The organism is Anatilimnocola aggregata (assembly GCF_007747655.1).
In the GTDB taxonomy this organism is placed as follows: domain Bacteria; phylum Planctomycetota; class Planctomycetia; order Pirellulales; family Pirellulaceae; genus Anatilimnocola; species Anatilimnocola aggregata.
Genome location: NZ_CP036274.1, coordinates 569,899 through 595,733 on the forward strand (window position 1 = coordinate 569,899; position 25,835 = coordinate 595,733).

At 58.5% G+C, this 25,835-nt stretch carries 22 protein-coding genes and 1 tRNA gene; 14 read left to right on the top strand and 9 right to left on the bottom strand.

Going from position 1 to position 25,835, the window contains the following annotated elements:
- Nucleotides 1-17: 17 nt before the first annotated feature.
- Entirely contained in the window at nt 18-1,157 is a 1,140-nt protein-coding gene (dusB, locus tag ETAA8_RS02080) for a tRNA dihydrouridine synthase DusB (protein ID WP_145084180.1), read from the bottom strand.
- Between the two features lie 68 nt (nt 1,158-1,225).
- Here dusB and ETAA8_RS02085 point away from each other — a divergent pair, with 68 nt between their 5' ends.
- The 5 genes from ETAA8_RS02085 to ETAA8_RS02105 all read left to right on the top strand — a co-directional run bounded on the left by ETAA8_RS02085 (nt 1,226) and on the right by ETAA8_RS02105 (nt 5,167).
- On the top strand, nt 1,226-1,861 hold the full coding sequence (locus ETAA8_RS02085; RefSeq protein WP_145084183.1) for a 5-formyltetrahydrofolate cyclo-ligase: 636 nt from the start codon (nt 1,226-1,228) through the stop codon (nt 1,859-1,861).
- A 108-nt stretch (nt 1,862-1,969) separates the two neighbouring features.
- Nucleotides 1,970-2,563 (top strand): hypothetical protein, encoded by a 594-nt coding sequence (locus ETAA8_RS02090; RefSeq protein WP_145084186.1) that lies wholly within the window; start codon nt 1,970-1,972, stop codon nt 2,561-2,563.
- 36 nt (nt 2,564-2,599) lie between these two features.
- On the top strand, nt 2,600-2,800 hold the full coding sequence (gene thiS / locus ETAA8_RS02095; RefSeq protein WP_145084190.1) for a sulfur carrier protein ThiS: 201 nt from the start codon (nt 2,600-2,602) through the stop codon (nt 2,798-2,800).
- Nucleotides 2,801-2,804: 4 nt separating this feature from the next.
- Nucleotides 2,805-3,671 carry a thiazole synthase gene (locus ETAA8_RS02100; RefSeq protein WP_145084193.1) on the top strand — a complete coding sequence of 289 codons (867 nt, stop codon included), beginning with the start codon at nt 2,805-2,807 and terminating at the stop codon, nt 3,669-3,671.
- Between the two features lie 191 nt (nt 3,672-3,862).
- Complete coding sequence (locus ETAA8_RS02105) at nt 3,863-5,167, top strand: NINE protein (protein WP_202921510.1); 1,305 nt, start codon at nt 3,863-3,865, stop codon at nt 5,165-5,167.
- Between the two features lie 41 nt (nt 5,168-5,208).
- Here the strand turns inward: ETAA8_RS02105 and ETAA8_RS02110 are convergent, their stop codons facing one another.
- Nucleotides 5,209-5,988: an SDR family NAD(P)-dependent oxidoreductase gene (locus ETAA8_RS02110; protein ID WP_145084196.1), complete on the bottom strand. Its 780-nt coding sequence runs from the start codon at nt 5,986-5,988 to the stop codon at nt 5,209-5,211.
- A 59-nt stretch (nt 5,989-6,047) separates the two neighbouring features.
- A complete protein-coding gene (locus tag ETAA8_RS02115; protein WP_238397656.1) occupies nt 6,048-6,950 on the bottom strand; it encodes an alpha/beta hydrolase in 903 nt (300 codons plus the stop codon).
- Nucleotides 6,951-7,109: 159 nt separating this feature from the next.
- Between ETAA8_RS02115 and ETAA8_RS02120 the strand changes: the two genes are divergently transcribed.
- Nucleotides 7,110-10,439 carry a PSD1 and planctomycete cytochrome C domain-containing protein gene (locus tag ETAA8_RS02120; RefSeq protein ID WP_145084202.1) on the top strand — a complete coding sequence of 1,110 codons (3,330 nt, stop codon included), beginning with the start codon at nt 7,110-7,112 and terminating at the stop codon, nt 10,437-10,439.
- A 64-nt stretch (nt 10,440-10,503) separates the two neighbouring features.
- Nucleotides 10,504-11,916: a DUF1501 domain-containing protein gene (locus ETAA8_RS02125; RefSeq protein WP_238397657.1), complete on the top strand. Its 1,413-nt coding sequence runs from the start codon at nt 10,504-10,506 to the stop codon at nt 11,914-11,916.
- A gap of 68 nt (nt 11,917-11,984) precedes the next feature.
- Here the strand turns inward: ETAA8_RS02125 and tadA are convergent, their stop codons facing one another.
- Nucleotides 11,985-12,500, bottom strand: coding sequence for a tRNA adenosine(34) deaminase TadA (gene tadA, locus ETAA8_RS02130; protein ID WP_145084208.1), 516 nt, complete (start codon nt 12,498-12,500; stop codon nt 11,985-11,987).
- Nucleotides 12,501-12,778: 278 nt separating this feature from the next.
- Between tadA and ETAA8_RS35775 the strand changes: the two genes are divergently transcribed.
- The gene (locus ETAA8_RS35775) at nt 12,779-13,249 is read left to right on the top strand and encodes a tetratricopeptide repeat protein (protein ID WP_391484829.1); all 471 of its coding nucleotides are present in this window, start codon (nt 12,779-12,781) and stop codon (nt 13,247-13,249) included.
- Between the two features lie 9 nt (nt 13,250-13,258).
- Here ETAA8_RS35775 and ETAA8_RS02140 read toward each other — a convergent pair whose 3' ends face one another.
- The 3 genes from ETAA8_RS02140 to hisA form a co-directional block, all read right to left on the bottom strand.
- Nucleotides 13,259-13,945 (bottom strand): 3-keto-disaccharide hydrolase, encoded by a 687-nt coding sequence (locus tag ETAA8_RS02140; protein WP_145084213.1) that lies wholly within the window; start codon nt 13,943-13,945, stop codon nt 13,259-13,261.
- 197 nt (nt 13,946-14,142) lie between these two features.
- Nucleotides 14,143-16,260: an elongation factor G gene (locus tag ETAA8_RS02145; RefSeq protein WP_145084216.1), complete on the bottom strand. Its 2,118-nt coding sequence runs from the start codon at nt 16,258-16,260 to the stop codon at nt 14,143-14,145.
- Between the two features lie 248 nt (nt 16,261-16,508).
- Nucleotides 16,509-17,225, bottom strand: coding sequence for a 1-(5-phosphoribosyl)-5-[(5-phosphoribosylamino)methylideneamino]imidazole-4-carboxamide isomerase (gene hisA, locus ETAA8_RS02150; RefSeq protein ID WP_145084219.1), 717 nt, complete (start codon nt 17,223-17,225; stop codon nt 16,509-16,511).
- A 141-nt stretch (nt 17,226-17,366) separates the two neighbouring features.
- Here hisA and ETAA8_RS02155 point away from each other — a divergent pair, with 141 nt between their 5' ends.
- From ETAA8_RS02155 to ETAA8_RS02165, 4 genes are all read left to right on the top strand, one after another.
- Entirely contained in the window at nt 17,367-17,621 is a 255-nt protein-coding gene (locus ETAA8_RS02155; RefSeq protein WP_145084222.1) for an addiction module protein, read from the top strand.
- Nucleotides 17,614-17,916, top strand: coding sequence for a type II toxin-antitoxin system RelE/ParE family toxin (locus ETAA8_RS35780; RefSeq protein ID WP_145084225.1), 303 nt, complete (start codon nt 17,614-17,616; stop codon nt 17,914-17,916). The genes ETAA8_RS02155 and ETAA8_RS35780 overlap by 8 nt, the downstream gene beginning before the upstream one ends.
- The gene (locus tag ETAA8_RS34310; protein WP_202921983.1) at nt 17,864-18,052 is read left to right on the top strand and encodes a hypothetical protein; all 189 of its coding nucleotides are present in this window, start codon (nt 17,864-17,866) and stop codon (nt 18,050-18,052) included. Before ETAA8_RS35780 ends, ETAA8_RS34310 begins: the two co-directional genes overlap by 53 nt.
- A gap of 107 nt (nt 18,053-18,159) precedes the next feature.
- Nucleotides 18,160-18,930, top strand: a complete 771-nt coding sequence (locus ETAA8_RS02165) for a hypothetical protein (protein ID WP_145084228.1) — start codon at nt 18,160-18,162, stop codon at nt 18,928-18,930.
- A gap of 39 nt (nt 18,931-18,969) precedes the next feature.
- On the opposite strand, the gene ETAA8_RS02170 is transcribed toward ETAA8_RS02165, so the two are convergent.
- A complete protein-coding gene (locus ETAA8_RS02170; protein ID WP_145084231.1) occupies nt 18,970-20,079 on the bottom strand; it encodes a slipin family protein in 1,110 nt (369 codons plus the stop codon).
- Nucleotides 20,080-20,864: 785 nt separating this feature from the next.
- Nucleotides 20,865-20,934: transfer RNA gene (locus ETAA8_RS34315), tRNA-Trp, on the bottom strand.
- A 190-nt stretch (nt 20,935-21,124) separates the two neighbouring features.
- Here ETAA8_RS34315 and ETAA8_RS02180 point away from each other — a divergent pair.
- Together ETAA8_RS02180 and ETAA8_RS02185 are read left to right on the top strand one after the other, a co-directional pair.
- Nucleotides 21,125-22,510 (top strand): Kelch repeat-containing protein, encoded by a 1,386-nt coding sequence (locus tag ETAA8_RS02180; protein ID WP_145084234.1) that lies wholly within the window; start codon nt 21,125-21,127, stop codon nt 22,508-22,510.
- A 178-nt stretch (nt 22,511-22,688) separates the two neighbouring features.
- A complete protein-coding gene (locus tag ETAA8_RS02185; protein ID WP_145084239.1) occupies nt 22,689-25,805 on the top strand; it encodes a PSD1 and planctomycete cytochrome C domain-containing protein in 3,117 nt (1,038 codons plus the stop codon).
- Nucleotides 25,806-25,835 lie beyond the last annotated feature (30 nt).

Here is a 25,835-nt window from a genome sequence, read left to right on the forward strand (position 1 = left end):
CTGGACTGCCGTGAGTTTTAGCCGCACGTTTCTTCGCACGGCTCGGCGGCATCGTGCGGCTGAAAGAGTTGCGGGTTGTCTTGCTTAGGAAAATGATTAGCGACGACGGCGAGAAATTCAAAGCGCGTGTTCACGTTCCCCACTGCGCCGCGAAAGTGCCTGGCCCCCGCTTTGCCCTGGGCATAGTTGCAGGCGAACTTCCGCATGAGCAGCGTGCCGCGCTCTTCGCCAAACCGTTCGCAGACGAGTTCGTAGTGCCGCAGCATCCAGTCGCGTTGTTCGTCGAGCGTCGGTTCGGGGGGAATCGGGTCGCCGCGCAGCGCTGCCGCACATTGAGCAAACAGCCAAGGGCGACCAAGCGACGCCCGGGCAATCATCACGCCGTCAACGTGATAACGTCGAAACGCTTCGACGACTTTCGCAGCTGAATCGAGATCGCCGTTGCCAATCAGCGGGATGTGCTTCAAGTGCTGTTTGATTTCGGAGATTTTCTCCCAATCGGCACTGCCGCGGAAAAAGTCCGAAGCGACGCGGCCATGTACGGTCAGGGCAGCCGCACCCGCGGCTTCGACAACGCGGGCAATCTCGCAGGCATTGATTGACGCGTGCGAACATCCGAGGCGAATCTTGGCAGTCACCGGCGTCGGCGCGCAGGCTTTGACCACCCGCTCGATGATCGCGCCGACCCGATCGGGAAACTTTAGGAGGTACGAGCCGCTGTGCGCCTTTTCGGTGAGGTCTTTCACCGGGCAGCCGAAATTGAGATCGACGACGCTTACCTGATATTCATTGGCCAGTCGTTCGCCAACGCGGGCGAGCGTATCGGGATCGTTGTCCCACATTTGCACGGCCAGCGGGCGGGCTTCTTCTTTCACGCCCCACAGTCGTTCGGGGGATTCCGCTTCGTGCTCTGCGAGCCAGACAAAACTCCGCGCGCTGACCATTTCGGTGGCAAGCAAACCGGAGCCGCCAAACTGGCGCACGATCTGGCGATAAGCAAAGTTAGTGAAGCCCGCCATTGGCGCTTGGAGAATCGGGGGATCGACCTTCACGTTGCCGATGTAGAGCGGCTTCACCTGAGGCAGCGCCTGATCGGCGGCGGGTGGCAGCGAGCCAGTTTGCGGAGCGGTATTTGGTAAAGTATCGAGCGTGGTCATCTCTGCAGTTTGCCTTCTGCAGGCGTTTCGCGCCAAGGGCAAGCAGTCAGAAAGATAGAAAGGGTCGAATGCCCCCCAGCGAGATTTCACCCAAGCAGCGATTTCGCCAGCAGGCCCGCGCGAGGCGCGCCGCCATCGATCGGCGCGCCGAAAGAAGCGCCGCGATCGCTGCACGATTGATGGCAATTCCGTTATGGGCTGCGGCTCAAGTGGTCTCGATCTACGTCAGTTTTCGGGATGAAGTCGAAACGCAGCTGCTCATCGAAGCAGCCCGCGCGAGCGGCAAACAAGTAGCAATTCCGCTCTGTTTGCCCGATAAGACGCTGGCGATGATCTCGCTGCTTCCTGGCGACGAATTAGTCCCCGGCAGCTTTGGGATTCTCGAACCGGCGCGCGCTGCTGGCACGAACGAGCGGCGGGTGACGGCGAGCCAGGCGCTCGATATCATCGTCATTCCCGGGCTGGCCTTCGATCGATCTTGCCAGCGAATGGGCTACGGCATGGGGCACTACGACCGCTACCTGCCGCTGCTACGAGGGGACTGTGTGAAGGTTGGGCTGGCCTACGACGCCCAGATGGTCGACCAACTGCCGACCGAACCGCACGACTCCCCCATGGATGTGGTGGTAACGGAAAGTGAGCTCATTCGTTCGTCCCTTTTCGACGGTTTGGCTGGTGATTCGCCGGGGAATGCGATAGGATGAACGAGGTCTGACGGGCTAAGCCGTGAGGCACTTGTCATTCCGTTCAGGGGCGATTCTTAGGCGATTTCTCAGGCAGGCCTTCACAGGCAAAGGGACAGTACGATGGCGATGAAACGATTTCGTGGCCGAGCGACTTGGTTGCTGGCCGGTTTAGCGATGGGGTTGCTGTTCGGCCTGGGGACCACTGCCGGTCTGCTCTGGTCTACGCAGACAACCGCGAATCAAGCTTCGGCAAATGCGATTCCCAGCCATCCCGCCTGGCCCAAGGGGTTGCCGCTGAATGCTTCGACCGCTTCAACGAGCGAGACGTTGGCGTTGTGTACCGGCCGCGTCGACGATCAAGTGGAAGGAATTTTCACGCTCGACTTCATTACAGGCGATTTGCAATGCTTTGTGATGAATCCCCGCGTGGGAAAGTTCGTGGGCTGGTTCAAGACTAACGTCACCACTCAGTTGCCCGTCGAAAAAGGGAAGAAGCCTTCGTACGTAATGACGACCGGCGCTTGGGAGCCAGTTGGCGCTTCGACGAATGCCCGCCCTGCTGGTTGCGTGGTGTATGTGGCCGACGCCAACACGGGCATGTTCGCCGCCTATACTTTCCCCTGGGTGCGCGGTGCTGCTTCGTCGGGCGTGCTGCAATCGACGCCGATGACTCCGCTCGATGGGAACAAAGCCCGCAATATTGTGCTCCGTTCCGAGTAAATCCATTTCAAGACGCTTCTTTCGCCGATTGCTGCTGTGAATATTGTGCTTAATGGAAAGGTGGAGCAACTGCCCGGCCCGTTGACGGTCGCGCAGTTGCTGGCCAGCCTGAAGATGCCGCAGCGTGGTGTGGCGGTCGAAGTGAATCACGAGATTGTCCCTCGCTCGCTGCACGAAAAACACGAGTTGCAGGAAGGCGATCGGCTAGAAGTCGTGTCGCTAGTTGGGGGCGGGTAAGCTGATGAGCCTCGCTCCTCCCGTCTCGTTGCCCGCCGAACAGACCGGCGATGAATCGCTGGTCATCGGCACGCACACGCTGCGCAGCCGCCTGATTGTTGGCACGGGCAAATACGAAACGTTTCCGCAGATGCAGCAGGCCCTCGATCTGTCGGGTGCCGACTGCCTGACGGTTGCCGTCCGCCGCGAACGCTTGTACGACGGCCAAGGGCAGAACATTCTCGACTTCATCGATCTTGCGCGCTACACGCTGCTGCCTAATACGGCCGGCTGTTACAACGCCGACGATGCCGTGCGCGTGGCGCGGATGGGGCGCGAGATTCTCCGCTCGCTCGAAAATGCCGGTGCCGATTGGGTGAAGCTCGAATGCCTGGGGGATCCCAAAACGCTCCTCCCCGATCCAATTGAAACGCTCCAGGCGACCGAGCGCCTGGTTGCCGACGGCTTTCAAGTTCTCGTGTACACCAGCGACGATCCAGTTCTCGCGCGTAAGCTCAAAGCTGCCGGCGCGACCGCGGTGATGCCCGCCGGCAGTCCCATCGGTTCGGGGCAAGGAGTGCTGAATGCCAATAACATTCGCATCATTCTTGAATATCTCAAAGCGGACGACCCGACCTACCCGGTAATCATCGACGCTGGTGTGGGTACCGCCAGCGACGTCGCGTTTGCCATGGAACTTGGTGTCGATGGGGTGCTACTCAATACGGCCATCGCGCACGCCCGCGATCCGCTAGGGATGGCCCGCGCCATGCGAGCAGCCTGTGATGCCGGCCGCTGGGCCTTTCAAGCGGGGCGGATTCCCCGCCGGCTCTATGCTCAGGCCAGCAGCCCCGAAGAAGGGGTCATCAGCTTACGGCCGTACTCGTCGTAACGATTATTCCTGCCCGGCACGCAACTGGACCGCGAGTTGACCATTCGCAGCCTGAGGTAAGCTCACATTCCACTCCATTTTGCCCGCTAAGGCTGGAAAACAACGCCGCCGCTGCGCACGATAGTGATTCTGCGCAACTGGTTCATTCGCAATCGAAGTAATCCTCTCGTTGTCACGCGCCTGATTCACTCATGCCTGTCGAAGCCGCTTGCCCTAGTTGCGACGGAAAATTTCGCCTGCCCGATACCGCGGCCGGGAAGAAAATCCGTTGCCCCAAGTGCAAAGGTCCGCTCGAAGTGCCACCGCTTTCCGCAGCTGAAGATGCTGCTGCGCCCACCTCGATCGAAACCAAGCCCGAGCCAGCCGCCCCTCAGCCCGCCGCGCTGGAACCAACGCCACCCGCAGCCTCCACCCCCGCGGGCAAGACCGTCGAAGCGAACTGCCCCAGTTGCTCCGGAAAGTTTCGCTTGCCCGAAGCTGCTGCGGGCAAGAAGATTCGCTGCCCCAAGTGCAAAGGTCCGCTCGAAGTTCCCCCGCTCGGCGCAACGTCATCCCCAACCGCGCCGGCCAGCACCGAAGGGCTGAAGTCTGCGTGGCGCGCCGCTTCGCAAGAACCGGCACCGACCGAGATGCTCAAGGCGGCATCAACCAAGCCAGCGGCAGAACTTCCGGCGATTGAGAAACCACTCCCCGAAAAACCACCGGCGGAAAAAGTTCCGGCGGAAAAAACACAACCCACCAAAGTGCCAGTTGTCGAAAAGCCCGTTGCCGAGAAAGAGAAAGTCGTCAGCAAGAAGCCCGTGGCGGAAAAGCCGCGAGCTGAAAAGCCTCAGCCGGAGAAAGCTCCACCGGCGAAGAAGCCCGCGCAGCCAACTGCCGAAGTGGTGACTACTGCTCCCGCCTCGAACAAACTCAAATTCATCGCCCCCGAGCCCACCGTACCGCAGTGGTTCTTTCGCGGCGAAGATGGCGAGGCCTTCGGCCCCGTCGATCGCCCGACGCTCGATGCCTGGAAAGAAGAAGGGCGAATCTCTGTCGATTGCCAGGTGCTGCAACAAGGGAGCGAGCAGTGGCAGTGGGCCAGCGATCTCTATCCCGAACTGGAAGAGGCCGAAGAGGAACCTGCGCCCAGCAGTCCAGCTGACAATTCCGAGGCTGACGAATCAGCTGACCTCGACGAAGAAGCGGCTTCGGCCGACACCAGTTTCGTCAGCAAGTCGAAGTCGCGCAGCGAAGTTGCGACCACTCGCCGCGCTGTTGACGAAGAGAGCGAACCCAACGAAGAGCGTCTCAGTCCGCACAGCAAACCGGTTGCCTTCCTGCTGGCGCTCACGCTCGGCTGGCTCGGCATTCACCGCTTTTACTTGGGGCACGTCAGCATCGGCCTGGCGATGCTCTTCACCTGCGGCGGCCTCTTCATTTGGAGCATCACTGATGCCCTCCGCATCCTCTTCGGCCATGTGACCGACTCCGAGGGGCTCAAGCTCCGCGATTGAGGTTTTTCACGTTAAGTGGAGCTAAACTGCCGTTATACCTGCTACCCCGTCATCAGCACTCCACCATCGATGTTGATGGCCTGGCCGGTCATGCCGCTGGAACCGGCGCTGGCGAGATAGACAGCCAGGGGAGCAATTTCGTCAGGCTCAAGTCGGCGGCCCATCGGCGTGGTACCTGCGACGATCTGCTCAACGCTGACGCCACGACGGGCCGCGTCGTAAGCGATTCGCTTGTCGTTCATCGCTGTGTGAACTGGGCCGGGGCAGATGGCGTTGACGGTGATGCCTTCCTGCACCACTTCCATCGCGAGAGTTCGCATCAATCCGAGGACACCATGCTTACTGGCGGTATAGGCGGCACCGTGCAGCGCCCCGATCTTGCCATTGATCGAAGCGACCATGATGATCCGCCCCGCGCGGGCCCGCTGCATCTCGGGCAAAACCTGTTTACACAGGAGATAGGGTGCCGTGAGATTTATCCGCAGCGTCCGCTCCCAAAAGGCATCGTCAAAGCTGACCACGGGCTGCGGATCGGCACTGCTGCCGATCCCAGCGTTATTCACCAACACTTGCACCGGTCCCCAAGCCGCGCGTACTTGTTGCACGATCTTGGCTGGCGCGGTGGCGTCTTCCAAATCAGCGGTGATACTAAGCGCGCTCGCGCCGAGCGACTTGATCTCCGCAGCGGTCTCGGCCAGTTCACCCGCCGAGCGCGCCGTGATGGCAACCTTCGCACCCTCACGCGCAAACGACACCGCAATCGAGCGGCCAATTCCACGTCCCGCACCAGTCACGAGACAAACTTGATCTTTGAGCAGCATGCAGCAGTCGCCTTGGATACCGTTGAAGTGAGGGCTTGATGGATGACGAGTAACACAAATCAGTCGAGCAACGCCAGCGACTTCAGGAACTGCTCCGTTCGCGAGAGGGTGTCGCGATAGAGCGTTTCTTCGAACATGAGGTAACCGTGCTTGCCATCTTTGGCGACCACCAGTTCGCTTCGATTGCCGGCCTTGCGCATGGCAGCGTCAAAGGCCAGAGCGCCGGCGAAAGGAGTAACGGTGTCGCTGGTGCCGTGAAAGGTGATTGTCGGCGGCAGATCTTTGCGAACTTGATGAACGGGTGAAATGGTTTCCCACTTCTCGCCGCACTTTGTGTTGCCATAGCCCGCTTTGGAAGTATCGATAACGGGATAGAGCAGGACGAGCGCGGCGGGAGTCGACGTGACGTTCGCGTCGTCGGACGATTCGTCGATGCCGGTGAACAGGGCTGTTGCTGCGGCCACGTGTCCACCTGCTGAGCCACCGCTGACGATGATCTTGTTCGGATCGATGCCAAGCTCCGCGGCGTGCGACTTCAAATAGCGAACCGCTGAGCGGCCATCTTTCACGCACTCGAACGGAGTGTTGCCGGCCTGCTTGTTGATCAGGCGATACTCAAGGCTGACGCCCACCATCCCAAGCTTGGCGAAATGATCTGCGAAGGGGTACATCCGGCGCGGTTCACCACCGGCCCAACCGCCACCGTGAATCGTCAGGAAGCAGGGCCGCTTGTCACTGGCCTTCCAACCGGCTGGTTCGAAGACGTGCATCGACAATTTGCGATCGCCGACAGTCTTATAAACCAGCTTCTTGCTGGGCTCGAGGGTGGCCGCGATCTTGGCAACCGGATCAGGCGTTTTGGCTTTCGCCTCCGGCGCTTTTGTCGCGGGCGCTTGGGCGAAAGCCAGGGGTGCCATAAGCAACAGCGTTAGGCAGGCAAGCTGTGGTCGGGAAAGTTTCATTGGCGGACCTTTCCAATTCTGAGCGGCGGGAGGTTGGAGATGGGTGGAATCGCCGTAGCTTAAACCAGGCTGCCGGAGTTCGCGAGAGTTGCAACCCACGCTGGGGTATGCAACAGTCACAGTTGATGTGATTCGCCGAGCCACCAGCGAAGGGCCGTGATGAGAAAACTCCATTACCCGCCGGCCACTTGGGCCAGTCTGCTATTGCTGCTGATGACGCTAAGTCGCGGCGTGGCCGACGATGCCGGGCTGCATCTATTCGAAACCAGCGTGCGGCCCGTCCTGGTCGAGAAATGCCTCGAGTGCCACGGCCCGAAAGCACAGGAATCGAACCTGCGGCTCGACTCGCGCGAAGCAGCGCTGCGGGGCGGTGAATCGGGCCCAGCCATCGCGCTCGACAAGCCCGAGCAAAGCCTGCTGCTGAAGGCCATTCGCCACTCGGGCCAGTTGAAGATGCCTCCCGAAGCAAAGCTGAAGGACGCGCAAATCGCGGCCATTGAGCGGTGGATCAAGCTCGGCGCGCCGTGGCCGAAAGTCGACCTCGCGGTCAATCCGCGGGCAGAAATTGCCCGCCAACATTGGGCATTCCAACCCGTGCGCGATCCACCGGTCCCCACGCAGTTCCCCGCCGCGAATCCTATCGACTCGTTCGTCCACGAGAAATTGTCCGCTGCCAAGTTGGTCGCTTCCCCACGTGCTGATCGCCGCACGCTCATTCGCCGCGCCACGTTCGATCTGCTCGGCATGCCCCCCACAGCCGACGAAGTTGATGCCTTCGTCTGCGACGACGATCCAAGCGCCTATGCCAGGCTCATCGAACGGCTCCTCGCCTCGCCCCACTACGGCGAACAATGGGGCCGACATTGGCTCGACGTCGCCCGCTATTCAGACACCAAGGGCTATGTCTACGCACGCGAAAACCGGACCTGGGTGCATGCCTGGGCCTATCGCGATTGGGTGACCAAGTCCCTCAATGACGACCTCCCTTACGATAAGTTTCTCCTTTATCAAATCGCCGCCGATCAGGCCGCTGGAGATGAAAAGCGTCACTTGGCCGCGATGGGGTTCCTCACGCTCGGCCGCCGCTTTCTGGGCGTGACGCACGACATCATTGACGACCGAATTGATGTCCTCACCCGCGGCACAATGGGTCTCACAGTCGCTTGCGCCCGCTGTCACGATCACAAGTACGACCCGATTCCCGCTGCCGACTATTACTCGCTCTACGGTGTGTTTCAAAACTGCATCGAACGCTCGGTGCCTGCGGGTGAACCTCAGGAGCGCGATGCCGCTTATCAGGCCTTTGAACAAGAGTGGCAGAAGCGGCAAAAGAAGCTCGACGATCTATTGCTGCAGCGGCGCAATGAGTCCGCAGCTAGAGTGCGCGAACGTGTGGGCGACTATCTCATGGCCCAACTGGAATTGCACAAGTATCCCGAAGAAGGCTTCGATCAACTGCTGACGAAGACCGATATCATCCCGGAGTTCGTCCGCCATTGGCAGAACTATCTGCGCGAAGCGGCGAAGAACGACGACCGCATTTTCAACACCTGGCTCGCCTTGGCAGCGGTTCCCGCAGAAGGATTCAAGGAACAGGCAGTCGCAGTGCTGGAAGCATTGCAGCGAAGATCGAATTGCGAAGTTCATCCCTTGGTAAAGGAACGTTTTCGCACACCCGTTCATTCCCACCTCGATGTGGCCACCCGTTACGGCCAGCTCTTCATCGAAATTGAAACCGAATGGCAAGCGGCCCGAGCAAAGGCAGCAGAAAACAATGAGCCCTTGCCCACGATGCTCGCGGACAAACCCCGCGAGCAATTGCGGCAAGTCCTGTATGGCGAGAATTCACCTTGCGAAACGCCGAATGCGGGGATCGTGAACATTGAGGGCTTTTTCGATAACGGTACTGTGACCGAATTGTGGAAAGCCCAGGGCGAAGTCGATGCCTGGCTGATTCAGTCTCCGCTCGCGCCGCCGCAAGGATTGATTTTGGAAGATCGCCCCATACCGCTGCCGGCTTATGTCTTCAAACGCGGCAAGGCCGCCAACAAAGGGGCGGAAGCGCCGCGGCAGTTCCTCGCGCACTTCGCCGGCCCCAATCGCAAGCCGTTCGAGCTGGGAAGTGGCCGGCTGGAACTCGCCAAAGCGATCATCGATCCCAACAATCCACTCACGCCGCGCGTGTTGGTGAATCGAGTTTGGTTACACCATTTTGGGGCCGGGCTCGTACGGACGCCCAGCGATTTTGGGACGCGCGCGGAGCAGCCCAGTCATCCGGAATTGCTCGATTGGCTGACGAGCCGCTTTCTCGCCGAAGGCTGGAGCCTGAAGCAGTTGCACCGTCGCATCATGCTCAGCGGAACGTATCAGCAGACTTCGCACGGACCGGAGAAAAAGGAACCACTGGCGACCGCACTGCAAATCGATCCCGAGAATCGGCTGCTGTGGCGGATGAATCAGCGACGGCTGACATTTGAAGAACTGCGCGATGCAATGTTCGCCGCCACGAGCGAATTGAAACTCGAAATTGGTGGCAAGCCTGCTGATCTGTTTAATGCTGGTTTCAAACGGCGGTCGCTGTATGGTCAGATCGACCGGCAGTTCCTGCCCGGCACGTTGCGCGCCTTCGATTTCGCCAATCCTGATCTGCACATTCCGCAGCGAACCGAGACCACAGTCCCGCAGCAGGCTCTTTTCTTTCTCAATCATCAGTTGGTCCTGAGCCGCGCGCAATCACTGGCCAAGACCGTTCCTGCGACGCTCGCGCCAACCGAGCGTGTACAGCAGATGTTCCGGCATGTTTATCAGCGCGCCGCATCGCCCGAGCAAGTGACCGCAGCACTCGCGCTCGTTGCCGCGAAGAGCGATGAATCGGAGAACACGGCTCCGGCAACCGCCGTCGATTGGCAATACGGCTTCGCCGAGTTCGATGAACAGGCCCAGCGAAACAAAGCATTCACCAAGCTGCCGCTCTTCAACGGCACTGCCTGGCAAGGTGGCCCTGCGTGGCCCGATCCAAAGCTGGGCTGGGTGCAATTGACCGCTGACGGCGGGCATGCGGGAAACGACGTGCCGCACGCCGCCGTGCGCCGTTGGACAGCGCCGCGCGACATGCTGGTCAATATTTCGTCGGTCATTGTTCACGATACGGCCGCCGGCGATGGCGTGCGGGCACGCATCATCAGCAGTCGCCACGGCCTGCTTAAGGAAGCCCGTGTCCATAACAATCAGGCCGAAATGAAGGGAGAACAAGTCGAATTGAAAGCCGGTGATACCCTCGACTTCGCCGTCGACATCGGCGGTACGCTCAACAACGACCAGTTCACTTGGGAAGTTCGGATTACTCCTGCCGTCGCCACCACGGACATGCCGGTCGTTGCCTGGAACTCACGCACCGACTTCACCGGTCCCATTACCTCCCAGCTCGATTCCTGGGAACAACTGGCCCAAGTGTTGTTCTCGACGAATGAGTTCATGTTCATCGACTAGTCGTAGGGTGGGTCGAAGCTGTACTCAGCGAGGCCTACCAAATTCAACCGCTGCGAGCCCTCCCGTGAATCAAATCCTTCCCTGCTCACGCCGCGAACTGCTCCAACGGAGCGGCCTCGGTCTCGGCGCACTCGGACTGGCCAGTCTGCTGGGCGAAAGTGGCCACCAGGTGCAGGCCAAGGAAATCGCGGGGCCTCTTGCGCCGCGCGCGCCTCATTTTGCCGGCAAGGCCAAGCGGGTGATTCATTTCTTTCTGAACGGCGGCCCCTCGCACGTCGATACGTTCGATCCTAAGCCAGCGTTAGAAAAATATGCGGGGCAAACATTACCCCAGACCTTGCTCACCGAGCGCAAGACGGGCGCTGCTTTCCCCTCGCCATTCAAGTTCAAGAAGTACGGTCAGAGCGGCTTGGAAATCAGCGAGCTCTTTGCGCAAACGGCCCAACATGCGGATGACATCGCGGTCATTCGGTCGATGTATGCGCAGGTTCCCAACCACGAACCTTCGCTGATGCTGATGAACTGCGGCGACTCCGTGCAACCGCGGCCCAGTGTCGGAGCGTGGGTGCTGTACGGCTTGGGAACCGAGAATCAGAATCTGCCTGGCTTCTTGGCGATGTGCCCGGGCGGCCTGCCAATCAAGGACACTGAAAACTGGCAGTCGGCATTTCTGCCGGGCGCGTTCCAAGGAACCTTCATCGATTCCAAGCATCAGCAACTGGCCAAGCTGATTGAGAACATCGCGCACCCGCACGCTTCGACCGCCACTCAGCGGCGGCAACTCGACCTGCTCGCGCAGTTGAATGCCGAGCATCGAGCTGCGCGGATCGATACGAGACTCGATGCCCGAATCCAAACGTTCGAACTCGCCTTCCGCATGCAGACGGAAGCCGCGGACGCGTTCGACCTGGCTCGAGAGACGAAAGAAGTGCGCGAGGCCTATGGCGACGGCGTTCACGGGCGGCAAACTCTGATTGCGCGGCGACTTCTCGAACGCGGCGTTCGTTACGTGCAACTGTGGCACGGTGCCGGCCAACCTTGGGACAACCACGACAATATCGCGGGGGCTCACAGAAAGTTGGCTGGTGAGATCGATCGGCCCATTGCAGCCCTGATCGCCGATCTGAAACGGCTGGGGATGTTCGAAGACACACTCGTCGTCTGGGGAGGTGAGTTTGGTCGAACGCCAACGGTGGAACTTGGCGGCGATGGCAAAGCGAAGCTTGGCCGCGACCACAATCATTACGGCTTCAGCGTGTGGCTGGCCGGCGGCGGCATCAAGGGTGGCCAGGCGTATGGAGCCACCGACGAGTTCGGCTTCAAGGCCGTCGAGAACCCAACCAGCGCGCACGACTTGCACGCGACGATTCTGCATCTGCTCGGTTTCGATCACGAGAGACTTACGTACCGCTATGCCGGCCGCGATTTCCGCCTGACCGATGTGGCCGGGCGTGTGATCAAAGAAATCGTCGCCTAGTTCAGTATTTCAGTCACCCCGCGACTGAGTCATTCCAGCCTGCGAATTAGAGAATGACTCGCCTACGGCTACTTTTTGCCCAAGCGGCGCTGGGCCTGAAAGAACCGCGTGAGAATTTCGCCGCAGGGCCCCGCGTGTACGCCCGGGACAATCTGGCAACGGTGATTGAGTCGATTATCGTTCAACAAATGAAAGAGAGTGTTCACGGCCCCTGCCTTGGGATCGGTGGCGCCATACACGACGATCGGCACGCGCGCCTGCAAGATCGCCCCGCTGCACATGATGCAGGGCTCCAGCGTCACGTATAGTGTACAACCTTCCAGCCGCCAGTCTCCGAGCGATTCCGCTGCCTGGGTAATGGCAATCATCTCTGCGTGCGCGGTCGGATCCTTCAGTTGTTCGCGCTGATTGTGCGCCGACGCAATCACCCGCGAGCCCTGCACAATTACCGCGCCGACCGGCACTTCTTCTTCTTCCAGGGCCTGCTGCGCTTCGGCCAGCGCCATGCGCATGAACCGCTCATGGCTGATCGGCAAATCCGGCAGTCCTTCGCCCTCTTCGTCGTAATCCGGTAGGTGAATCATGCCATCCAAGGTAGCCCGAAGCGAGGCGCACAGGTAGTCCCGTTTTGATGACGGCAAATGACGCGATAGTTCTCGCGAATGCATAATGAACCAAAGCGATGGAAACTTGTCTTTGTTTAGCAGACAATTGCGAAAAACCTGTAGGCAGGAGCCCGCGGTTGAATCGAGCGACCCGATTTGAACGACTTATCAAGCTTTTACGCGGTGACTCTCCCGCATCGACCATCGTCTATGCGCGAAGGTTCCTGGCTCGCTATCCACATCATGGCCCGGGCTGGATGACTTTCGGAATCGCACTCATCGAAACCGCGCATTATGCAGAGGCGAGAGCCGCTCTGGAGACAGCCCTCAAATTCTGTCCGCCCGCAAAACAACACCGAATTTTTTGCCAATTCGGACATCTGTGTCGGAGTGAAGGAGACTTGCACCAGGCTGCGGGATGGTTTCGCCGAGCCGTGAAACTATACCCACACGAAGCTGATACATACATTTTTCTCGGAGGTACGTTGGCACGGTTGGGCTATTTGCGATCAGCGGAGCTTATACATCGGCGGGGAACAGAGTGTGCCGAAGGCTGTGTCGATGAGGCTTACCTCAACCTGGGCCTCGTTCTTCGCGCTCAGGGTCGATACGCCGAAGCGGCCGAATGCTGCTATCAAGCAATTCGCATCGACCCTAACTATTGTGCAGCGAAGCAACTGCTCCGCGATGTGCAGCGTGCGGAGCGCTGGACCAGACCGAAGGATTGAAGACGAAGGCTACTTCTTCTCTTCCACCTTCTCGGCTTCTTTCACCGTGCGCCACTTGATGTCGCGAATGCCCGCCTTGGTGCGGTAGGCCGAGACGCCGAGGGGGCGGGTGATGTCGACTTCGAAGCGGGTGGAGATTTTGTGGTCGGCGATTTTGACGTCGGCAAAGTTCTCTTTGTCGATGAAGGCTTGTAACTGTCCGCCGGCGACGCGCACGCGAATGCGGTACCACTTATTGCTCTCAAATTTTTTGTAACCCGTGGTGGTGTTTTCCGAAGCGTCCATGCCGTCGAGGCTGGAGATGCCCACTAGCCCGCCACCCCAACCGCCGCAGATGAAGCTGGCGTGCGAATCGCCAACGGGAAACGTCAGCCCGCAGAAGAAGTCATCTCCCTCAAGCCGGTTGGCTTCGAGCGTAATCTCGTAATTGTCCTTGGGGAGCCCTTCGGCTTTTTCGATCACGATGCCGGTGAGGGGGTCGCCGGTGCCGAGAATGATTGAACCTTTTTCAACGGTGATTTCGCCTTCGCCGCCAAAGTTGATGCTCTTCCAACCTTTGATCGACTTGCCGTCGAATAGCGGCTTCCATTCGACGGCAGCTGCGACTTTGGGGTCGACAGGTTTTTCTTGTCCCATGAGCGACGAAGTGGAGAACAAGATGCCGAACAGGAGAGCAATGCGAATGCTGTGAGTCATGGTGTATTCCCTGGTTAAACCTACGCGGCAGCGCGGAAGTGAGCAATTCTTCAATAGCTAGGGCGGTGAGCAGTTCAGCCCCTCACCCCATCCCTCTCCCCGGAGTACCGAGGAGAGGGAGTGAGCTTTTCGTAATCATACCCCGGTCTCTCGCCTCTCGCACCTCGCCTCCTTCTCAAGTCCCCGGCCCCTTCCTCTTACTCCTCTTCCTCTTCGTGCATGGTCGCCTTGCTCACCACTTCCTGCTGCACGCTGGTGGGCATGATGTCGTAGTGGCTGAACTCCATCGTGAAACTCCCCTGGCCGCCGGTCATGCTGGAGAGGGTGCGGGCGTAGGTGGTTACTTCGCGCAAGGGAACTTCCGCAAAGATCGTTTGATAGCCGCCGCCAGCTGCGTCGGTTCCTTGCACGCGACCGCCGCGGCCAGACATATCGCTATAAAGGTCCCCGACGTGCGATTCAGGCACGGTGATTTCCATTCGCACGATCGGTTCGAGCAGCGCGGGCTTGGCTTGCTGAAAGACGTTGCGAAACGCCATTGAGCCAGCGATTTTGAAGGCCGCTTCGCTTGAGTCCACATCGTGATGCTTGCCGTAGTGAACTTCGACAGCCACATCTTGCACCGTGTGCCCGGCAATCACACCTTTCTCGATTCGCTCTTTGAAGCCCTTCTCAATCGCCGGCAGAAAGTTGCCGGGAATCGAACCGCCCACCACGCTGTTGACCCACAAGAAACGGTGCGTGGGGTCGAAGTGAAAATCCTTCATCTGCGGGAACCGGTCTTTGGTGCAAAACCCCTCGGGAGTGATGTTGCGCGGCAAGGGATACATGCGAATGTGGACTTCGCCAAACTGCCCGCGGCCGCCCGATTGCTTCTTGTGGCGATAGCTCCCTTCGGCACTGGCCATAATCGTTTCGCGAAAGGGAATCTTCGGCGGCCGAGTATCGACATCGAGCTTATCGCGCCGGTGCAGCCGCTCACGCAGAATCTGCAAGTGCAGATCGCTCATGCCGGTCATCACCAGCTCTTTGGTCTGCGGGTCGCGATCGAGCTTAAGCGTTGAGTCTTCTTCCAGAATCTTGTGCAGCGATACCGAGAGTTTGGCTTCGTCGTTGTGACTCTTCGGCTTGACCGCCAGGCCAACCATAGGAACGGGAAACGGAATGCGGGGCATTTCGAATTCGCCGAGCGTGCTGCCCGTGTGCAGGTCTTCCATCTTGGCGATGGCGATGATCTCACCGGCCGAAGCACTTTCGATGGGTTTCGTTTCGGCACCCTGCACATCGAGCAGTGGGCCGAGCTTCGCCCCCTTGCGCGAACCGCATACATGAACCTGATCATCCTTTTTCAGCGTGCCTGAATAAATCCGCAGATAGGTGAGCTTTTGCACGAAGGGATCGATGCGGGTTTTAAAAACCTGGGCTACGAGCGGAGCACCCGGATCGGACTTCAGTTTGATCTCGTCTCCTTCCTCCCCTTCCTTATGCCCCTCTTTGTAGGCCAATCGCTGAATGTGCCCAGGCGGCAGCGCCTCGTGAGCGAGGACGGTCAGCAGATCTTTCAAGCCCACACCGGTTTTCGCCGAGCAGCAGACGATCGGAATCAGGGTGCCGCGAGCGATGGCTTGCTCGGTCAGTTCTTCGATCTTTTCGGGCGACGGCTCTTCCCCTTCAAAATATTTTTCCATTAGCGCTTCGTCGACTTCAACAATCGACTCGATCAACTGCGTATGGACATCGGCCACAGGGAGCAGCGTCCCTTTCGCGCCGTGGTCTTTCTCCAGCGTGGTCACCACACCTTTGAAGTCGGGCCCAGTTCCAACCGGAATATTAAGCAGCGCGCAGGCATTGCCAAAGGTGTCGCGCAGCTGCTCGATGAGCTTGGGGAAGTCGATGTTCGGCTCATCCATGCGGTTGATGACGATCATCCGCCCGACACCCGCCTTACCCGCCTCTTGAAACACACGGCGCGTATTCACTTCGATACCGCTGTGGGCGTTGACAACAATGACCGCGGTTTCAACGGCACGCAGGGCACCGATGGTCTGGCCGATGAAGTCGGCATAGCCGGGCGTATCGATGGCGTTGATCCGTTTGCCATCGTGCATGAAATGAACGATGCTCGACTCGATTGTCCGTTTGTGAGCTTTTTCTTCCGGGTCGAAATCACAGATGCTGCTGCCGTTGTCGACGCTCGGTTCGCCAGAGACGGCACCGGTCAGGACCAGAAGTTTATCCAGCAGCGTCGTCTTGCCGCTGTTGCCGTGGCCGCAAAAAGCCACGTTACGAAGATCCGCCACATTGACCTTAGCCATACCCGTTTCCTTCACAAAGAGATGGAGAGACGAGGGAGAGAGGCTCCGCGGTGCTAGTGCATCGGTGTTTGGTTTTCAGGTAGCCGGCGCCCTTAACTCCCTCTCCGCGGATACCCGTGGTACTCCACAAGATTGCAGGGAGAGGGTTGAGGTGAGGGGTTGAGGCTTCCAGAGACTACGATCCGAGTCTTCCGTCACCTCTTCCTCGCTAACGCGTCGGGCTACTTCATTCTTATCTGTGCGATTCCTTATTGTTTCGCTGCCATCAGTGCTGTTGGCAGTGTGAGCGTTTCTTCATAGAAGGCTGCGCCGATGATGGCCCCGGCCATCGGAACTTTGGCGAGCGCGACGACATCGTCAGCTGTCGTTACGCCGCCGGAAGCGATGACGGGAATGGTCATGGCATTTTTCATTTCGGCCATTGCGGGCAGGTTCGGTCCCTGTAGCATGCCGTCGCGGGCAATATCGGTATAGATGATGGCGCCGACCGCATCAGCGGAGAATTGCTTCGCGAAATCGATCGCGAGCGCGCTGCTCGTTTCGAGCCAGCCATCGGTGGCGACCTTGCCGTTGCGCGCATCAATGCCGAGCGCCAGCTTATGCGGATACTTCGCGCACATCTGCTTGAACCAGGCTGGCTCCTTCAGCGCTTTGGTGCCGACGACAAGCCGAGAGACTCCGAGCCCGAGCAACCGTTCGATGGTGGCTTCATCGCGAATGCCGCCACCCAGTTGGCAGGGAATTTTGACTGCAGCCAGGATAGCGATAATTGCCGCCTGGTTAGCGCCAATGCCGTCGCGCGCTCCGTCCAGGTCCACCAGGTGCAGGCATGACGCGCCTTGCCGCACCCAGTGCCGAGCCATCTCCGCGGGATCTTCTCCGTAGACAGTTTCCCGCTGATAGTCGCCCTGCTTCAGGCGGACGCACTTGCCCCCGCGCAGGTCGATCGCCGGCCAAATTTGCATCACAAAACCTAACTTTTCCTGACGTTTCTTCGAGTGTAATACCTCGCGCAATATGGCATAGCAGTGAACGGCATGCAAGCCGCGGAAAAGAGGGAGATTGCGAGTGTTTGATACCTAACGGCGGGGAGTTACAATTCAGCAATGACTCCTCAATACCAAAAACTGCTCGACGAAGCGAAGCAACTCTCCGCAGAAGAGCGAATTGCCATCGTGGGTGAACTGCTGGAGATTACAAGCAGTGACCCCGCAGACGACAAGGTCGACGATGAGTTCGAATACTCAAGCCCCTTGGCTACCGAGATTCAGCGTCGAGAGTCGGAACTCGATTCTGGCAAGGAGCAAGCAATTCCTCATGCGGAGGCAATGAGGCTGATGTTCGGAAGCTCTGATGGCTAATACTCAGCTTGAGTATCATCGGCTGGCGATTCAGGAAGCGCGAAACGCAAAGCAATGGTATGACCGAGCCAGTGAATCTGCCGGCCGTCGCTTTGAACAATCAGTCAGGCAAGCCCTCGATCAAATCGCCGAGGCACCTGAGCGATGGCCCGCGAATCCAGATGGTACTCAGTTTCGTCGATTACCGCATTTTCCGTATTTGATCATCTATCGGCGGCTTGAAAATGACCGAGTGCGGGTCATTGCCATTTCCCATTCAAGAAGACGCCCAGGGTATTGGTCTCGCCGAAAATGAAGGTCGCCTCACTCCAAAGTATCTAAGGCCACTTCAACTCCAGCAAGTTCACAACTCGGTCAGTCAAACCTTTCTCGTTGTCGCCGCCAAGGACGACTTTCAGCTGGCCAGCCGAGGCAATCTTTTCGAGCAGTAGCGATCATGGGAACTTTCTGACTTTACCCTTGTCGCCACTCCTGCGATAATCGTTGAGTAGTGACGGGCCAGGGCTAATGGGGCTAGCCGGGGCCGTGGAAAATTCTAATGGTCCGCATCATCTTCGCGGTCGCGTGTTGCCTCATTCTTGGTGGTTGCGGTCGTTCGCCGGCAAAAAAGCTTACTCCTCGCGCTCGACTCCCGGCCCCAGCGCAAGCTCAGCAGGCGGAGAGTATGCCGCCGCGTATGGCTAACAAGAAGAAGCCAGTCCAGGAGGAAGTGCCAACGCCGTTTCTTTCACCAAGTCAGTTGCAAGCCATCGAAGCTATGTGGGTCAATCATGCGTCGGAAGCAGGCGACGCTGATGAATTGACCATTGTCGAAGAAACGGATGACGAACGCCTGTTGCGCATGCATCGCGAGGAAATGGAAGCCGCAAAGGCTGCGCGTGATTACCCGGAAGATGTTGAGGATGTGATGGAGGCTGTGCTGCGGCATCGCTTCAAGCAGGAATTTGCGGGCGGGCAACCTTGCACCGAAGGTCTCAGTATTCTGGACCGCTGCCCGAGTGAGAAGTTTCTCAAACGCTTTGCCGGTGAAGCAGTAGCATTTCAGTTCGGCTATCTCAAAGATCGCCGTATGTCCTACGAGATATATCAGTGGAAAATGACGCCGCCAGACCGTGCCGTTTGTTGGCTCGCTCAACACGACTCCGGAAGCATGTGCATTGACGCCTATGTGCTCAGTCGTAAGGAAGAACATTGGCACGTGGCAACAGTCCAAACCGTTTTATACGCATGTGGAGTCGTGGTAGATGTTCCTCAAATCAACCCGAATTCGAAATTAAGGCCGGCGCTGCGGCTGCTACTACGAGAGTAAAAACAGCCCCGGACCTTTCGATCCGGGGCTGCGTGTTGGTTACAGCAAGTTCACGACTCGGTTCGCGAGTCCTTTCTCGCTGTCGCCGCCAAGGACGATCTTCAACTGGCCAGCCGAGGCGATCTTTTCGAGCACCTCGAGCTCGCGCAGCCGCATGAGCGTCGGCTGATCGGCGAGCAGCTTGGCCGTGTTGGCCTGGCTGCGGATTGCGGCCGTTTCTTCACGGCGAGCAATCAGGTTCGCTTCGGCAGCCTTCTTGGCTTCCGTTACGCGGTTCATCAGATCCTTCATTTCGCCCGGCAGGATTACATCGCGAATACCGACTGCGATGACCTCGATGCCGAGTTCCGCCGCGCGAACGCGGATCGCAGCGCTCAGTTCCTGAGCAACTTCGTCCTTGCCCGCGAGGAACGCGTCGAGTTCACGGCCGCCGATGATCGCCCGCAGAGCCAACTGTGCCTCGCGGTACAGCGCCTGCCGCGCGTCGTCGGCTGCGCTAACTGCCCGGCGAGCATCGACAATGCGATACGTCACTAGCGCGTTCACACGCAACGTCACCTTGTCAGCCGTCATGATTTCCTGACCGCTGATGTCGGCTGCCGTTTCGCGCATGTCGACTTCCACCACGCGGGCCTCGGCCGCACCCTTCCAGAATGCGTACTGTCCCGGCGCCAGCGTTTCGATGTAGCGACCGTCGATGAACAGCACGCCCACTCGGTCGCGCTGAACCTCGCAAATGTCGAGCAACACCTTGGCCGCAGCCGTGCGAGCAATGACCTTCAGGTCTTTATGCTCGAACCGCGCCTGGCGGATATCGATCATCTCGACGTTCACTCGCTTCTGACCGAGCCAATAGGCATACAGGCCCGCACCCAGAATCTGGCTGAAGCGACCTTCGATCCACACGAGCGCGCGCTGCTGGTCCTGCACATCGAGCACTTCAGCCTGTCCGGCGAGCAGACCAGACTTCACGATCAAGTCGAGCTTCTCGTGGGCAAGCCACGGTTCTCGGCGCGAAACGATCGTCACGCGCGACTGGCTCCAGGGATCAAACCGCCAGTGCGTACCTTCGCCGAGCAAGCCGACAAACTCACGGTCGCGGAAGACGAGACCCATCTCGTAACTAAGAATTTTGATGCGGTGGAACATGCGGAAACACCTCCGTAGGTCGCATCCGCTAGATGCGACCAAGCGATCAGGACGATACAAATCGGCAGTTGAATGTGTTGGTTACGAATCGGAGATTCCAAGGTCACATCCGGCGGATGTGACCTACTGAACTCGGGCAATTCAAAAAAAGGCCGCGGGGAGACGCGTCATCACGAAATCACAACGAGTAGTCGCGGAATGACGCTTGAGCTTGCCTCTGCTGGTCGGCAGCAGCGGATGGTGCAAAAGGGATGATGACAGGGGCAGGCCCGTGTCGCGCATCACACTTTCTTTCTCGTCCGAGATGGCCGAAAGCAGGAGCAGGCCGCGGCGCACTACAGAGCGGTACTCGATTGCTGCCCCGATTGCCGAAGTGAACTAAGTTCTAGCAATCGCAGTGGACAAGCCACCGCAATCGCTGCTGCACTTCATTTCGGGCCAATCGAGGCCGATTTCCTGGTTGCCACGTCTCCCGTTGGCTACTTGGCGAAAATGCTTCCGCATTTCCATGTTGTTGGTTTTTAGCCAACATGCGTTGGACGGGAGTCGAACCCGCTACCCACAGATTGAGTATCTGTTGCTCTACCCAGTGAGCTACCAAATCGATGACGGAGGTTCAGAATCCAGTAAGGAACACCAAGCTATGCGGATCACTCCGACGCTCGCTTGCCCCTGGCCTGCCGGCATCAACGCTTGCCTGGTCCTGCGTTTGTATTGTTCGAAACAGTTCACTCTTTTTCTCCTGTCTCAGAACTCAAAACCTAGAACACTGAACTTCTTCGAAGCACGAGTGCGAGGATTTGAACCCCGTGCCGCAGTTTTGGAGGCTGCTTGCTCTCCCAGGAGCACGCTCGTGTATGGTGAACTACTTGGATAAAGACGTTTGTCGGCACTGGAGGTTCGAGGTTGTGTTGGTAAATCTCCAACAATCCCCTCTCCGTTGCCAAAGCATTTGTAAATCCACTTCAACGTTGGTTTCGGCATTCCCAGTCGTTTACACTGCCGGCACTTCAGCGACCTGCTTAATTCCTGGCAAGACACCGAAATGAAGATCTTTAGCGATCTTAAGGCTTACCGCCTCTTAGTCACAAGTGTTTGCCTGGCAAGTTGCTTCCTGTTGGCAGTCGACGTGCAGGCAGCAACGCCGCATGCGAACGACCCCGATATTTCGCGTCAACTGAAGGAACTAAAGCCCGGTGAATCGCTGCTTCTTCCGAAGGTCAAACACATGGCCGACGGCAAACCGATCGACGGCACGGGGCGGAACGGTCCGTACTCGCGCGACTACACGAACAAAATGGTTTACGCTCCCGAGCGGCAAACCGCGTTGTATGCCGGCGGCAATCACGGTGCGGGAAGAATGAACGACGTCTGGGAATATCACCTCGGCAGCAACACCTGGCATCGTCTGCACATTGCCGATGGCGGGGACCATGCCCGGTTCAAGTTCGCGCTGATGTTTTATCCGCGGATGATTCTAAAAAACCCCAATCCCGAACTGAACGACAAGCAGCAGGCGGAGATAGCAACCTGTCAGCCCTGGTGGAATGAGAACGTCGTGCTGCGGGACGGTAACTTCGTCATGCGCAATACCGGCGCGCCGCTCCTTGTCGGCCATACCTGGGACACACTCATGTATGACCCAATCAACAAGCGGCTTGTGCATGGGACCGGAGCACACTGCGCGAATCTTCCTTGGCTCGAACATCGCTTTCGTGGCACACCCCTGGCGGAGGTCGAAGCGGCCCATGGCAAGCGAGCCGATGGCACTCCGTGGCGACGTCCGTGGACGTTTGATCCAGCCACCGGCAAATGGAGCCCCTACGCGCACTCCAGCCCGATTCCAGAACTGGATGGGATGGCTGGGTCGCTGCTTTACATTCCCGATCGGCAGCAAGCCGTTTGGTACTACGCCGCTCAGAACACACCAGGCGCGCCGCACGTCATGGCACTGTGGGATCTGAAAAACGATACTTGGACTGACCTCAAACCCAACGACGGAGTCTCACTCGGCAAACTGAGCACGCAGTTGAAGGTTGCCCCGATCAGCGAGCAGCAAATGGTGTATTACCCGCCGCGACAGCAGATAATTGCCGTGCTTGGCCAGTCGACATTCGGATACGACTTCGCCAGCAATGCCTGGTCGAAACTGAATGACTCCGTTCCGTTCGATGCCCATGATGCAAAAACGGTGTTTGTTTACGACGAGCAGGCCCAAGTTTGCCTGCTCTGTGCTCCCAACAAGAATCAGGTAGCAGCTTTCGATCCCCACAAGAACGAATGGCGCGGCATAGAGCCCGACGGTCCTGGCATCCCCAAACCGGCCTATAACGTGGGAAAGGGTTATTACGATCCAACGCACCGGGTGTTCGTCGTCCACGCAGCAAACATGGACCGTATCTGGGTTTATCGTCATCCGCGCGCGGCATAGTAGCGCCCACAGCAGTGCTCGATAACACACCCTTCGGTTCCTTCGTAAGACTTAGATCGCGCTAGACTCCGCCCGAAGCGTATGTTGTAATAGAAGGTGCTATTGGGACTGCCGATCCTCACCGACCGAGCTGGCTTGTCATGCCTACCCGCCTTCCTCCCACCTGCGGGACATTTCCATGCTCAAATCCATCCCGTGGATTTGTTTCGTTGCGACCGTTTTCGGCTTAACGCTGAGTGCCGTGAACCCGGCCAGGAGTGCCGATCCGCCTGTCGATTTCAACCGCGACATCCGGCCGATCATTTCCAACACTTGCTACAAGTGCCACGGCTTCGACGAGGCCAAGCGCGAGGCAGGCCTGCGACTCGATACGCATGAAGGTGCGATCGCTAAGCTCGACTCCGGTGCCGCGGCCGTTGTGCCGGGCAAATCAGCCGACAGCGAAATGCTGAAACGGCTCCTCTCGACCGATGCCAGCGAGCGAATGCCGCCGCCAGAATCGGGCAAGACGGTAACTCCCGAACAGATTGAATTGATTAAGCGCTGGATCGACCAAGGGGCCAAGTATCAAGGCCACTGGTCGTTCGTTACGCCAGTTCGCCCGGCGTTGCCGGAGGTGAAAGCCAAGGATCGCGTGCGCAACCCGATCGACAACTTCATTCTCGCCCGCTTGGAGAAAGAAGGGGTCGCCCCCTCGAACGCCACGGACAAGATCACCCTCATTCGCCGCGTTACGTTCGACCTGACTGGTTTGCCGCCCACAATTGCCGAAATTGAGGCGTTTGTGGCGGACCAATCACCGCAAGCTTACGAAGTGCTGGTCGATCGTTTGCTCAAGTCGCCTCGCTACGGCGAACACATGGCCCGCTATTGGCTCGACGCTGCCCGCTACGGCGATACGCACGGACTGCACTTCGATAACGAGCGGTCGCTGTGGCCCTATCGCGATTGGGTGATCAAGTCGTTCAACGACAACTTGCCCTACGACAAGTTCACCACCTGGCAAATTGCTGGCGACTTGTTGCCTCAGGCCACACTAGATCAGAAGGTCGCGTCGGGCTTTAACCGCTGCAACATCACCACCAGCGAAGGTGGCTCCATCGCCGACGAAGTGCTGGCCCGTTATGCCGTCGATCGGACCGAAACGATGTCGACCATCTTCCTTGGCCTGACGATGGGCTGTGCCGTTTGCCACGATCACAAGTTTGATCCCGTTTCGCAAAAAGAGTTCTATCAACTCTATGCCTACTTCAACTCCGCTGCCGATGCGGCCATGGACGGCAACGCGCTGTTGCCCGCTCCCATCGCCAAGGTCGCTCAGCCTGAGCAACTCGCCAAACTGGCGGAACTCGAAGCCAAGACTGCCGAGTTGAAGAAGCAGATGGACGAGATGATCACGAAGATCGAATACACCGACCCCACTCCTGCTGGCGATGCGGCGAAACCGCTCGAGCCTGCCGAATTCGTGTGGATCGACGACGCCGCGCCCAAGGGTGCCAAATTGCAGGGGGATACGCCCTGGAAATTCGTTGGCAAAGACAACGGTGTCGTGAACAGCGGCGAAAAGGCCACCACGCGCAAAGCCGTTGCCGTCAGCCAGCATTATTTCACCGAAGCGAAGCCCGGGTTGATCATTGGCGAAGGGGACAAACTGTTCGCCTATGTCTATCTCGACCCGCTCGATCCTCCCAAGACAGTCATGCTGCAGTTCAACGACGGCGCGTGGGAGCATCGTGCATTCTGGGGTGAAGATCTCATCCCGTTCGGAGCTGGCGACCAGCCTGGCCATCGCCGCATTGGTGATCTACCAGCGATTGGCGAATGGGTCCGCCTGGAAGTCGAGGCCGACCGCGTCGGTCTCAAGCCCGGCGCTATTCTTAACGGCTGGGCATTCAGCCAGTTTGGCGGCACGGTCCATTGGGATACTGCGGGCATCGTCACTCGCACGCCGCAAAATGGACAAGGCTTCGAATCGCTCGCAGCCTGGCAGGCGTATGAAAAGACGCAGAAGAAATCGACGGTGCCGAAAGAAGTTCAGGATGCGCTGAAGTTGGCAGAAGACAAACGCAACAACGGGCATAAGAAGACGATTCGTGACTACTTCCTGCGCAACGTCTACTCCAAGACGAAGGACATCCTCGCGCCGCTGCAAAACGAGTTGAACAAGGCTGAAGCCGATCAAAAGGCTGTGGATACAGCAATTCCTGCCTCGCTGGTGATGGCCGATATGCCGAAGCCGCGCGACACGTTCATCCTCATTCGCGGTGCTTATGATAAGAAGGGGGAAAAGGTCACCCCGGGAACTCCCGCGGTTCTTCCTCCGCTACCGAAAGACGCACCCGCCAATCGTTTGGGCCTCGCTCAATGGTTGACCGACCCGCAGCATCCGCTGGTGGCGCGAGTCACCGTCAATCGCTTCTGGCAGCAGTATTTTGGCACGGGCCTGGTCAAGACATCGGAAGACTTCGGTTCGCAAGGGAATCTTCCTTCGCACCCCGAGTTGCTCGACTGGCTATCGCGAGAATTCATCGAAAGTGGCTGGGATGTGAAAAAGCTGCAAAAGCTGATTGTCATGTCGGGCACTTATCAGCAGTCATCGAAGATCACGCCGGAACTCCTCAAGCGTGATGGCGCGAATGAACTGCTGGCCCGCGGACCTCGCTTCCGTCTCGATGCCGAAGTGATTCGCGACTCAGCGGTCTTCTCCGCTGGTCTGCTCACCGAAAAGGCAGGTGGCCGCGGCGTGAAGACTTATCAGCCTGAAGGAATTTGGGAAGCCATTTCGTTCAAAGGGAGCAATACAGGAACGTACAAACAGGATGACGGGGACGCGCTCTATCGCCGGAGCATCTACATGTTCTGGAAGCGGACCGCCCCGCCATCCGCGCTGCAAACGCTCGATGCTCCCTCGCGCGAATCGTGCGTCGTGCGACGCACCCGCACGAATACCCCGCTGCAAGCGCTGCTGCTGATGAACGACCAGCAATACATCGAAGCCGCGCGCAAGCTGGCCGAACGGGCGATCAAAGAAGCTGGCGATAAGCCTGCTGACCGCCTTGGCTACATCTTCCGCATCGCGACCGGTCGCACTGCAGCCGCAGACGAACTAGCAGTGCTCTCGCGCATCTTCGACAAGCACTTGGAAGTCTACTCAGCCGACAAATCGGCTGCAGAAAAGCTACTCGGCAACGGCGCTGCCCCACGCGACAAAGAACTTCCTGTGGAGCAAGTCGCTGCCTACACCATGGCCTGCAACTTAATCCTGAACCTCGACGAAACGATGACGAAAGAATAATCCTCGTTCCCTACTCCTTCTTCTCGGTAA